Annotated in this window: 14 protein-coding genes; 9 read left to right on the top strand and 5 right to left on the bottom strand. The window is 32.5% G+C overall.

Translation table 11 applies throughout. The annotated features are described in order from the left end of the window. The 9 genes from Q0C22_RS07210 to folD all read left to right on the top strand — a co-directional run. The coding region (locus Q0C22_RS07210) for a thiamine pyrophosphate-dependent enzyme (RefSeq protein ID WP_291493238.1) at positions 1 to 789 on the top strand (789 nt) is incomplete at its 5' end. Positions 790 to 797: 8 nt separating this feature from the next. Then, positions 798 to 1,283, top strand: coding sequence for an acetolactate synthase small subunit (ilvN, locus tag Q0C22_RS07205; RefSeq protein WP_291493236.1), 486 nt, complete (start codon positions 798 to 800; stop codon positions 1,281 to 1,283). Between the two features lie 16 nt (positions 1,284 to 1,299). Next, positions 1,300 to 2,319 (top strand): ketol-acid reductoisomerase, encoded by a 1,020-nt coding sequence (gene ilvC, locus Q0C22_RS07200; protein WP_291493234.1) that lies wholly within the window; start codon positions 1,300 to 1,302, stop codon positions 2,317 to 2,319. Between the two features lies 1 nt (position 2,320). Further along, positions 2,321 to 2,953, top strand: a complete 633-nt coding sequence (locus Q0C22_RS07195) for a phosphatidylserine decarboxylase (RefSeq protein ID WP_291493232.1) — start codon at positions 2,321 to 2,323, stop codon at positions 2,951 to 2,953. Further along, the gene (gene pssA, locus Q0C22_RS07190) at positions 2,950 to 3,687 is read left to right on the top strand and encodes a CDP-diacylglycerol--serine O-phosphatidyltransferase (protein ID WP_291493230.1); all 738 of its coding nucleotides are present in this window, start codon (positions 2,950 to 2,952) and stop codon (positions 3,685 to 3,687) included. The genes Q0C22_RS07195 and pssA overlap by 4 nt, the downstream gene beginning before the upstream one ends. Beyond that, positions 3,659 to 5,176, top strand: a complete 1,518-nt coding sequence (locus tag Q0C22_RS07185) for a 2-isopropylmalate synthase (RefSeq protein ID WP_291493228.1) — start codon at positions 3,659 to 3,661, stop codon at positions 5,174 to 5,176. The genes pssA and Q0C22_RS07185 overlap by 29 nt, the downstream gene beginning before the upstream one ends. A 56-nt stretch (positions 5,177 to 5,232) precedes the next feature. After that, on the top strand, positions 5,233 to 5,412 hold the full coding sequence (locus Q0C22_RS07180) for a hypothetical protein (protein WP_092128922.1): 180 nt from the start codon (positions 5,233 to 5,235) through the stop codon (positions 5,410 to 5,412). Beyond that, positions 5,384 to 6,253 carry a diadenylate cyclase gene (locus tag Q0C22_RS07175; RefSeq protein ID WP_025391373.1) on the top strand — a complete coding sequence of 290 codons (870 nt, stop codon included), beginning with the start codon at positions 5,384 to 5,386 and terminating at the stop codon, positions 6,251 to 6,253. The genes Q0C22_RS07180 and Q0C22_RS07175 overlap by 29 nt, the downstream gene beginning before the upstream one ends. Before the next feature lie 9 nt (positions 6,254 to 6,262). Then, on the top strand, positions 6,263 to 7,111 hold the full coding sequence (folD, locus tag Q0C22_RS07170; protein WP_291493224.1) for a bifunctional methylenetetrahydrofolate dehydrogenase/methenyltetrahydrofolate cyclohydrolase FolD: 849 nt from the start codon (positions 6,263 to 6,265) through the stop codon (positions 7,109 to 7,111). Here folD and Q0C22_RS07165 read toward each other — a convergent pair. The 5 genes from Q0C22_RS07165 to Q0C22_RS07145 form a co-directional block, all read right to left on the bottom strand. Next, a complete protein-coding gene (locus tag Q0C22_RS07165) occupies positions 7,108 to 7,305 on the bottom strand; it encodes a hypothetical protein (protein WP_291493222.1) in 198 nt (65 codons plus the stop codon). The two genes, folD and Q0C22_RS07165, sit on opposite strands and share 4 nt — an antisense overlap. 18 nt (positions 7,306 to 7,323) lie before the next feature. Continuing rightward, positions 7,324 to 7,644 (bottom strand): DUF805 domain-containing protein, encoded by a 321-nt coding sequence (locus Q0C22_RS07160; RefSeq protein WP_291493220.1) that lies wholly within the window; start codon positions 7,642 to 7,644, stop codon positions 7,324 to 7,326. A 64-nt stretch (positions 7,645 to 7,708) separates the two neighbouring features. After that, positions 7,709 to 8,878 carry a nicotinamide-nucleotide amidohydrolase family protein gene (locus Q0C22_RS07155; protein ID WP_291493218.1) on the bottom strand — a complete coding sequence of 390 codons (1,170 nt, stop codon included), beginning with the start codon at positions 8,876 to 8,878 and terminating at the stop codon, positions 7,709 to 7,711. Positions 8,879 to 8,880: 2 nt separating this feature from the next. Continuing rightward, positions 8,881 to 10,092 carry an MFS transporter gene (locus tag Q0C22_RS07150; protein ID WP_291493349.1) on the bottom strand — a complete coding sequence of 404 codons (1,212 nt, stop codon included), beginning with the start codon at positions 10,090 to 10,092 and terminating at the stop codon, positions 8,881 to 8,883. Positions 10,093 to 10,165: 73 nt separating this feature from the next. Beyond that, positions 10,166 to 10,978: a M48 family metallopeptidase gene (locus Q0C22_RS07145; RefSeq protein WP_291493216.1), complete on the bottom strand. Its 813-nt coding sequence runs from the start codon at positions 10,976 to 10,978 to the stop codon at positions 10,166 to 10,168. Positions 10,979 to 10,986 lie beyond the last annotated feature (8 nt).

Raw genomic sequence — 10,986 nt, 5'->3', positions numbered from 1 at the left:
GATATTGACCCAACAAGTATAAGTAAAAATATTAAAGTTGATTATCCTATAGTAGGCGATGCAAAACTGGTTTTAAAGGAACTTCTTTCCATTCTTAAAGATAACAACAAAATTCAACAAAACAGAAAAAAGTGGCTGGATTTAATAAAAAAGTGGGACAGCGAACATCCTCTTTCATACGAAGACTCGGATAAAGTTATAAAACCACAATATGTAATACAATTACTAAACAAATTAACAAAAGAGTTGGATCCAATTGTTTCAACAGAAGTAGGCCAACATCAAATGTGGGTTGCGCAATTTTATAATTTCAATAAACCCAGAAGATTTTTAACATCAGGCGGTCTTGGTACAATGGGATTTGGATTTCCTGCAGGTATAGGTGCAAGTTTTGCAAATCCAGACAAACAGGTATTTGTTATAGCTGGAGATGGTTCTTTTCAGATGAATTTACAAGAATTAGCTGTTCTTGCAACGTATAAATTACAAACAAAGGTTATTATTTTAAATAACTCTTATTTGGGCATGGTAAGGCAGTGGCAACAGTTGTTTTACGGCAGAAGGTATGCAAATACCAATATAGAAGTACAACCTGATTTTGTAAAATTATCAGAAAGCTATGGCATTACAGCAAAAAGAGTTGAATACAAAAAAGATGTTGAACAGGCACTTACAGAATTAATAAATTATAATGGTCCATACGTGCTTGATATAAAAATCGAAAGAGAAGAAAATGTTTATCCTATGGTACCAGGTGGCGCACCACTTAGCGATATGATTTTAACTTAGGGGGAAAAATGAAAAGAATATTTTCAGTTATAGTAGAAAACGAATCAGGTGTTTTGTCGCGTATAGCAAATCTTTTTAGCGCAAGAGGCTACAACATAGAAAGCTTAAATGTTGCACCTATAAATGAACTTAATTTATCTAGAATGACTATAGTTACAGAAGGCGATGAAAATATTTTAGAACAAATAGGAAAACAGCTTAATAAGCTTATTGATACTATAAAAGTAATTGAATATAGCGATGATGTAGCATATGTAGAGCGTGAAATGGCTTTAATCAAAATGCATACGGATTCATCCACAAGGGCTGAAATTTTGCGCATAGTTGATATATTCAGGGGTAAAATAGTTGACGTATCGCAAAATTCATATACAATAGAAGTAACAGGAAGTTCCGAAAAAATCAATGCTATTTTAAATTTACTCGAACCTCTTGGGATTAAAGAAATTGCAAGGACTGGAAAAGTTGCAATGTCAAGAGAATCAAAACAATAATTTTGAGGAGGAATAAATGCTTAACGTTTACTATGACAAAGATGCGGATTTATCTTTAATAAAATCCAAAAAGATTGCAATTATTGGTTATGGCTCGCAGGGTTACGCCCACTCTCATAATCTAAAAGACTCTGGTTGTAATGTTGTGGTTGGCTTAAAAGAAGGCTCAAAAAGCTGGCAAAAAGCCGTTAACAATGGACACAAAGTAATGAATGTAGCTGAAGCTTGCAAATGGGCTGATGTTATAATGATTCTTACGCCAGATGAAACTCAAAGTGCTTTGTATAAAAGTGAAATTGAGCCAAACTTAAAAGAAGGCGATTATCTTGCTTTCGCACATGGTTTTAATATTCATTATGGTCAAATCATACCTCCAGGCAATATAAATGTAATGATGATTGCACCAAAAGGCCCAGGGCATTTAGTAAGAAGAGAATATGAAAAAGGTATGGGCGTGCCTATGCTTATTTCTGCTTATCAGGATTATTCTGGAAATACGCTTGCTATGGCATTGTCTTATGCTTGCGCAAATGGTGGTGGAAGAGCTGGTGTTATACAAACAACTTTTAAAGATGAAACAGAAACTGATCTTTTTGGTGAACAGGCTGTGCTTTGTGGTGGTTTAACTGCGCTTGTTAAAGCGGGTTTTGAAACATTAGTTGAAGCAGGTTATCCACCAGAGATGGCTTATTTTGAAACATTCCACGAAATGAAGCTAATTGTAGATTTGATGTATGAAGGCGGCATTTCAGATATGAGGTATTCTATATCAAATACTGCCAAATATGGAGATGTTACAAGAGGTCCAATTGTAATCAATGAAGAAACTAAACAAAGAATGAAAAATATATTAAAACAAATTCAAGATGGCAGTTTTGCAAAAGAATGGATATTAGAAAATCAGTGCAACAGACCAGTATTTAATGCGCTTCTTAAAAAAGATGAGGACCACGAAATAGAAATAGTAGGCAAAAAATTAAGAGCAATGATGCCATGGATTGCCGCTTCAAAATCTATTGATAGGAATAAAAATTAACATGAAAACTACAAAAAAAGATATAATAGCAAAAGAAGGTTACCCATTTATTGCTTCTTTTGTTATTGGTTCACTTCTTGTTAAAAATAAATTTCTAAAAGCTACATTGCTTGGTGCAAGTGCATTTAGTGTATATTTTTTTAGAAATCCAAAGAAAAATATCCACTATGAAAAAAATATGGTATTATCACCAGCAGATGGCACTATTGTGGATATATCCAACGCTTATGAAAGGTTTTTCTTTAAATCAGAAGTTAATAAAATTAGCATATTTATGTCAGTATTTGATGTGCATATAAACCTTGCTCCATTTAAAGGTGTATGTTTGGATAAAATTTACAACAAAGGCTTATTTATTAGCGCCAATAAACCAAAAGCTTCGCTTGAAAACGAACAATGTGCCCTTCTTTTTGAAAATGAAGATGGTAAAAAAATAGTAGTGGTGCAAATTGCTGGCATTATAGCAAGAAGAATCGTAACATATACAAAACCAAATGACAAAGTAGAAGCTGGAGACATTATAGGTCTTATACGCTTTGGCTCAAGGGTTGATATTTACAGCGAAAATGAATTAAATTTAGCAGTACATATGAATCAAAAAATAAAAGGTGGAGATTTAATAGGTTATTTATGAAACAAAAAAACGCACTTTACATATTGCCAAATCTGTTTACTACTGCCAATATGCTTTCTGGTTTCTACAGTATTATAGAGTCTTATCAGGGAGATTATCTGACAGCAGCGTGGCTTTTGATATTGGCTGTGGTATTTGACAATTTAGATGGCAAAATAGCAAGACTTACTCATTGTGAGAGTAGGTTTGGGGTTGAATATGACTCTTTGTCTGACCTTGTAAGTTTTGGAGTCGCACCAGCATTTTTAATGTACACATTCGCTTTAAGTGATATGGGCCGAATAGGAGTTATTGCTGCATCGCTATTTTTATTAACAGGTGCGCTAAGACTTGCACGTTTCAACGTTATTACAACAAAAACAATTGATTTTGTAGGCTTACCTATACCAGGTGGGGCTATAATAATTGCAAGCATAATATTAGCGATTTTACATTTTAATATTGAATATAAAGATTACAAAATATTTTTTTTAGTGAGCGTGTATGTAATCTCGTTTTTAATGATTAGTACAATCAAATATAGAAGTTTTAAAAAAGTAAAACTAGATGGAAGAATTTCAATTAGAGTTTTTGCGCTTATACTATTAATTTTATCGCTTGTTATATATAAACCTTACATATTTGTTCCACTTATTGGCCTATCTTATGCTTTGTCTGGTCCAATAGAATTAATAATAAAGTTTTTTAAAAAAGGGAGGGTTAACCATGAGCTCCAGGATAGTAAAAATATTTGACACAACGCTAAGGGACGGAGAACAATCACCGGGTGCCAGTTTAAATATCGAAGAAAAGATTGCAATTGCAAAACAACTTGAAAAATTAGGTGTTGATGTTATTGAAGCAGGTTTTGCTGCTGCAAGTCCAGGTGATTTTGAAGCAATAAATGCAATAGCAAAAACAATAAAGAATTCCACCATAGCATCCCTTGCAAGAGCAGTGAAACCAGATATTGAAAAAGGCTTAGAAGCAATAAAGCCAGCTCAACGCAAAAGACTGCATACATTTATAGCAACAAGCCCAATACATGTGGAAAAGAAACTAAAAATGAGCTATGAAGCTGTACTTGATGCAGCAGTTGAAGCAGTGAAATTTGCAAGAAATGGCTGCGAAGAAGTGGAGTTTTCTGCTGAAGATGCAACGCGCTCAAACTGGGATTACCTTTGCAAAGTTGTCGAAAGTGTAATTAATGCAGGAGCAAGCGTTGTGAATTTGCCAGATACAGTGGGATACACCACACCCCAAGAGTACTATGAACTCATAACCTACATAAAAAATAAAGTACCAAATATTGATAAAGCAGAAGTTTCTGTCCACTGTCACAATGATTTAGGTATGGCTGTTGCTAACTCTCTATCTGCAGTTTTGGCTGGAGCAGACCAGGTAGAATGCACAATAAATGGCATAGGAGAGCGTGCAGGGAACGCCTCTTTGGAAGAAATTGTTATGGCTATAAAGGTTAGAAACGATATATATAAAGCCTCAACAAATATAAATACAAAAGAAATCTACCGCACAAGCAGGCTTGTAAGCAAGCTAACAGGCATAGATATCCAGCGCAATAAAGCTATAGTGGGTAAAAATGCCTTTGCACATGAAGCTGGTATACATCAAGACGGTGTAATTAAAGAAAAAAGCACATACGAAATCATGAAACCAGAAGATGTAGGTATTGACTCAAGTTCACTTGTGCTTGGCAAACACTCAGGCAAACACGGACTTGAAAAAAGGCTTATTGAGCTTGGCTACCAGCTAACCAAAGAAGAACTTGAAGACATATTTGAAAAATTCAAAGTCCTTGCAGACAAGAAAAAAGAAGTATACGACGAAGACCTGCACGCACTTGTAGAAGATAAAATAAAATTCAGTCCATCTGTGTATGAAATTGTTAGCTTGCAGGTAAGCTCTGGCACAAACATTACACCTACTGCTACAATAAAGTTATCCAAAAACGGTGAGATATTTGAAGATGCAGCATTGGGAGATGGTCCGGTAGATGCAGTTTACAAAGCTTTAGAGCGAATTACATTTGTTAAAGGTCAACTTAAATTTTATGAAATCAAATCCATAACAGAAAGCAGAGAAGCCTTGGGTGAAGCAACTGTAAAAGTATATTTTCCGAATATTGATAAAAATATAATTGGCAGAGGTGTTGCAACAGATGTTATAGAAGCAAGCGCAAAAGCTTATCTAGATGCTATTAATAAAGCGCTGATGTATATGTAAAATTTTGAAAAACTAAAAAACTTTGCAAAATTTTATTGAAGGTGTATAATAAAATTATGGAAAATAAAAGCTGTTTGATTTGTGCGTGGAGAGAGTTTTGTGCAAAAAAAGAAATAATAGAAAACAGATATTGTCCAGACTTTACACTTGATGTAGCTTTTCTAAAAAAACAAGAAGATAAAAAAGAAAAAGAAAGGCAAACCGAAAATGCAAATAAGCGAACAAATACTAAATAGCGCAATCAGTATAATAGAAACGGATAAAGATATCAGTTTGCTTGTATATTACAGTGATATAAAAAAATTAAACATAGATGAGCTTCTAAAAAAAGACATAAGAAAAATTATTGTTTTCAAACGTACCGAGATTGAAGAAGATAATCATGAACAACTCCAAAATTTAAAAAACCTTCCAAGTATTACAGTACCAAATATAAGTTTTACAAGAACAAATAAACTGAAAGTAGCCATTGTTATGGCTCTTGCTGCAAATATTTTATCCAAAGATTCAAGGCTTATAGCTTTAACTGGTCTAAATAATATAGATAGTATGATCTATTTAGAAATAGAAAAAGAAAAAGAACTTTTACTTTTTAGAGAAAATATTGATTTTGGTGAGAGTATAAGACCAGAAGTATTTGAAAAAATATTGCGTATTGCGCTTGAGCTAGCAAACCAAGGAAGAGAAGGAAAATCTGTTGGCGCTTTGTTCGTATTAGGCGACATTGAAAACATAAAGCCATATATTAAACAAATGATTTTTAATCCTTTTAAAGGCTACGATCCTAAAGAAAGAAATATTATGTTATCTAACCTTGATGATACAATAAAAGAATACAGTGTATTAGATGGTGCTTTTTTAATCAGTGGGGATGGTACATTAGAGTCGGCTGGGGCTCACATTGCAGCTTCTGCTGACACTACTGATCTACCCAAAGGTTTGGGTTCAAGACACATGGCTGCTGCTGCTATCACAAGTGTATCAAATGCAATGAGCATAGTTGTATCAGAATCGACAGGAGACGTTAGCGTCTTTAAAAACGGAAAACTAATAACACAAATTGAAAAAGCTATATAAGAGTGTTGCATGGTTGTATTAGACGGTAAAACACTGGCAAATAAAATTAAATCTCAGGTAAAAGATGAAATATATCAGTTAAAATCTAAAGGTATTATACCAGGTTTGGCTGTTATCCTTGTAGGTAATAACCCGGCAAGCCAGGTATACGTTAATATGAAAACAAAGGCTTGTGAAGAAGTAGGAATATACTCTATAAACCATAGAATGCCTGAAGAAGTAAATGAAAAAGATTTACTTTATGTAATAGATATGTTGAACAAAAATCCTCTGGTTAATGCAATTTTAGTACAATTACCTCTACCTTCAAAAATTAACGAAGAACGTGTAATAGAAGCAATTGATCCTAAAAAAGATGTAGATGGATTTCACCCATACAATATGGGAAGATTATTGCGCGGTAAACCATTTATTTATCCATGTACACCATATGGCGTAATGAAGTTATTTGAAGAGTACAATATAGAATTAAAAGGCAAAGATGTATGCGTAATAGGTACGGGCAATATTACAGGTAAACCCATGTCTTATATGCTTTTGAATGAATATGCCAGTGTACAAATCTGTCACATATATACAAAAAATCTCAAAGATAAAACAAAAAATGCAGATATCATAATAAGCGCTACAGGCAAAGCCCATTTAATTACTCAAGATATGGTAAAAGAAGGTGCAGTTGTAGTGGATGTAGGGATAACTAAAATTAATGATAAAATCATAGGCGATGTTGATTTTGAAAATGTATCAAAAATTGCTAGCTACATAACACCAGTCCCAGGTGGTGTTGGGCCTATGACAATTGCTATGCTAATAGAAAATACTGTATTTTTAGCTAAACAACAAAACAATATAGTTTAAGCAATCGGATTTGGACCATATTTATTTTCTTGACTTGAGCCTTTAATAAAACCAAGTAGTACAAAAAGCCAAATGTCCACCAAAAAACATATTATAAATATAGCTGCAACAATACCAAATTCACTGCTTTTTTCTGATATGTGTTCGAAAAAGTTAGATAAATATCCTAATAAAAAATTACAAACAAAAAACAAAATTGTATAAAAACCACTTTAGTTCAAATCGTGAAAACGCCTTGTCTGTAGTGAAAGTGCAGGAAGCAATAAAACAATTCTCCATACAATAACAAAAGTTGAGTAAATTGCAACTAACTGAGTATAATCTGTAACTTTAAATATATATAAAACAAGCGTTAGTAAAGATATCAAAATAATAAATACTATAATATTTCCAAGATAAAACATCCAGAATTCCTTTCTAGGCAAGCGTGTTTTAAAATCCAATGAGTGTTTTAAAACATATAACCAATATTTTAAAGGATTATTTGAACTATAAATTGTTTCTTGAGTTTTATTCATTTCTAGATTGTTCATTAAACCTTCTCGCAAAAAAAAGTATAAACAATTATTAGTGTATTGTAAAGCAAAAAAATAACTTTTAAGAAAGAGCAAGTCTAACTAAATTTAAAGCAAATTGAGAAATATACAATCTTGTATAGTTTCTTTGTGCCTGATAAATCTCTTTATAAATACTAATATTGTCTTTTACCATAATACCTATATAGTGCAAACCTACTGGTTTTTCGTTCGTACCACCACCTGGTCCAGCAATACCTGTATCAGCTAAAACAATATCTGCGCCAAAAAGACGCTTAGCGCCAAGTAGCATTTCTTTTGCCGTTTGCTCACTAACTGCTCCAAAAGATTCAAGCGTTTGCTTGTCTACACCCAGTATTTTCATTTTTGCCTTATTAGAGTAGCTAACTATACCTCCAAGACAATAATCGGATGAGCCTGCTATATTTACAAGTCTTGACACAATAAGACCACCTGTTGAGGATTCGGCCGTAGCAATCGTTAATTGTTTTTGCCTCAATATATTTCCAACAACTTCTTCCATTTCGGACTCATCTTTTGCATATATGTATTTACCAAGAACTGCTTCAATTTTACCAGCACTAGTTAGCTCTTTGGCATAAACATCAACACCCAAAGCCGAAACATTGATAAATGTATTGTCAAAATCTTTAACTAAGTTGCTAACATCACTTTCTTTTAAGCCAAATGTCCTAAACAATGCAATTTCTCTAATTTTTTTTGCATACCCCAACCATTCAAAAGCTTTAATTAGCATACTTTTTGCTTCTTGCGGTATGCCTGGCAAAACAATTGTTGTTTTGTTGTTTTTTTCATATATAAAACCTAAAGCTTTACCGTAATCATTGGTTATTGGCTTTGAATTTAAAAGTCTAAGCGCCATATTTTTCCTTGTATCTGTGAATTCTACATTGCGCAAATTGTAATCATCTTCTAAATATTTAAGCCATTTTTCATCATAAACCAACTTTTCATTAAATGCTTTTGATAATGCCTGACGCGTTACATCATCAAATGTAGGACCCAGTCCACCACTCACAATAAGGATGTCGCACATTTCAAGTGCAAACTGGACGCTTTTTGCAATCTCATCTTCAATATCTTTGCAAATATGTATAAAAACAACATCCAAACCTCGCTCAAATGCAATTTTTGCAAAAACAGATGAATTTGTATCCTGTTTTGATCCTGTGGCAAACTCACTACCTGTAATTAAAATACCAACATTCATAATTAAACCCCCAAAGTAGCATATTTTAAAAATCTCTTTAAGTAATACATACACACTAAAAACCCAATAAAAGCTCCAATAAAAATGGCAAACCTTATACCAATATAATTTGCAATTGTTCCACTAAATATACTACCCAAAGGTGTAACACCCAGAAAAACGAGAGAATAGACGCTCATTATGCGACCCCTTAACTCGTTTGTAGATAAAAGCTGCATAGTTGTATTTGATAGTATAATATATGCAATTAAACAAAAACCTGCAGCAAATATTGAAATGCTTGCTTGAGTATAGTTTTTAGATATTGCCATCAAAATTTGAAAAATATTTAAACCAAAAGCATTTATAATCATTAATTTGAGGTAAGACGTTTTTTTTGAGATATATGCTATAAATATAGCTCCAAAAAATGAGCCAAGACCCATATAAGTCATTAGCATACCAAATCCTATAGCGTTTCGTTTTAATGTATATTTTGCCAAAAGTGGTACAAGTACACTAAAATTCATTGCAAATATTGACAATATTGTTAGCAAAATAATTATATCAAGTAAAACTTTATTTGTCTTTATGAATGCAATTAATTCTTTTACACTGTTTTTTAGGGAACTTCTTTTGCCAGAAGGCTCGCCATCTTTATCAATAAAAAATAAACCGATAACAAGAGGCACAAAGCTTATGGCATTCGCATAAAAGGTAGCTTTGATACCGACTTTTGCAATCATTATGCCCGCAATTGCAGGACCTATAATACGCGCTAGGTTAAATATTGTAGAGTTTAGCGCGATAGCATTTGATAAATCATTTTTACCAACCAAATCTATCATAAATGATTGCCTTGCGGGTACATCAAATGTTTGAGCAAGACCCATAAAAGCAGTTAGCATCAAAACTTCAATATAAGTTATAACATCAAAACCTGTAAGTATAGCTAATATTAGAGAAAAAAGCGCCATAGAGCTTTGTGTAATTATTACAATATAGCGTTTTTTGAATCTATCTGCAACATCCCCTGCATATAAAGAAAAAAACAAAATAGGCAAATACTGGAAAGCAACAACGAGACCAAGTAAAAAAGGTGAGTTTGTCAATTTCAAAACAAGCCACGCCTGACCTACAATTTGCATCCAGGTACCAATTGAAGAAATAATTTGGCCAAACCAGAAAATCCTGAAATTTTTATACCTAAGGGAACTGAAGGTTTGAGATAAAATTTTAATAAAAACTCTCCTTTGGCTGTAATTTTAAACCTTAAATTTATTATATCAAAAAGTACTAAAATAAACACTATTTAGAATTTATGATTTCATTTATTATAGCTTTTTGGGTATCATTAAACATTGAAGGATTTATTGTTTTTAAAATTTCATTAAGCTTATTTGTATCATTAAGTTTTTTGTAACAATAAATGATGTTAATGTAGGCTGCAGCAGATGGATTTTGCTTTATTGATTTTTGCAAAAGCTTTACTGCCTGTAAATATTGTCCTTCTTTTATGTATATTGCTGCAAGATCGTTTAAGGCAAAAGGATCTTCTTGAATGGATAAATATTCTTTAAGTAATAATTTCGCCCTATAATAATCGCCATTTTCTATACTATTGTTTATATTGAGTGCTAAAGTAGAGAGTTTTTCTGCTTTTTCTTGTTGGAAGTGCAAAACATTTTTTAATTGATTTTCTTTTGTAGACTCCGTTTTAGTTTGATTGGTTGCGCTAATTTGTTGGGAACATGAAGGTTTGGATTGAATTGTAATTTTTTTATTTGTAGTTTTTTCTGATACAGACTTTAAAATTGGACTTTTTGTTGAATTTGTAGCATTTATTTGCTTTGTTAAAAACTTTGAGTTTATGGAATTTGTATAGTTTGTAGAATTTGTAGTGTTTTGTGTGTAAATTTTTATTGCATTTTGCGATTTTTTGGGTGGAGCCTTGCCAATAAAATTTGAAATATGAATAAGCAAACTTCCAACCAAAATTGAAACAAAAAAAAGCACTATCCATTTTATGTTTTTTTTATCTGGTTTTTTATTGTATTTATTATTGATAGGAGGTTTTTTTGTTTGTTCTAACCTCTTTAAAGCCTCGTAGAGTTTGCTCACTCAATCAC

It is taken from the genome of Desulfurella sp. (genome assembly GCF_023256235.1).
In the GTDB taxonomy this organism is placed as follows: domain Bacteria; phylum Campylobacterota_A; class Desulfurellia; order Desulfurellales; family Desulfurellaceae; genus Desulfurella.
Note: the sequence above shows the minus strand (reverse complement) of the source record. Positions and strands in the feature narration are given on the sequence as shown.

Bases quoted from the DNA above. Each gene is read 5' to 3' on its own strand.
- ilvN (WP_291493236.1), top strand. From the start codon at position 798: ATGAAAAGAATATTTTCAGTTATAGTAGAAAACGAATCAGGTGTTTTG.
- ilvC (WP_291493234.1), top strand. From the start codon at position 1,300: ATGCTTAACGTTTACTATGACAAAGATGCGGATTTATCTTTAATAAAA.
- Q0C22_RS07195 (WP_291493232.1), top strand. From the start codon at position 2,321: ATGAAAACTACAAAAAAAGATATAATAGCAAAAGAAGGTTACCCATTT.
- pssA (WP_291493230.1), top strand. From the start codon at position 2,950: ATGAAACAAAAAAACGCACTTTACATATTGCCAAATCTGTTTACTACT.
- Q0C22_RS07185 (WP_291493228.1), top strand. From the start codon at position 3,659: ATGAGCTCCAGGATAGTAAAAATATTTGACACAACGCTAAGGGACGGA.
- Q0C22_RS07180 (WP_092128922.1), top strand. From the start codon at position 5,233: ATGGAAAATAAAAGCTGTTTGATTTGTGCGTGGAGAGAGTTTTGTGCA.
- Q0C22_RS07175 (WP_025391373.1), top strand. From the start codon at position 5,384: ATGCAAATAAGCGAACAAATACTAAATAGCGCAATCAGTATAATAGAA.
- folD (WP_291493224.1), top strand. From the start codon at position 6,263: ATGGTTGTATTAGACGGTAAAACACTGGCAAATAAAATTAAATCTCAG.
- Q0C22_RS07160 (WP_291493220.1), bottom strand. From the start codon at position 7,644: ATGAACAATCTAGAAATGAATAAAACTCAAGAAACAATTTATAGTTCA.
- Q0C22_RS07155 (WP_291493218.1), bottom strand. From the start codon at position 8,878: ATGAATGTTGGTATTTTAATTACAGGTAGTGAGTTTGCCACAGGATCA.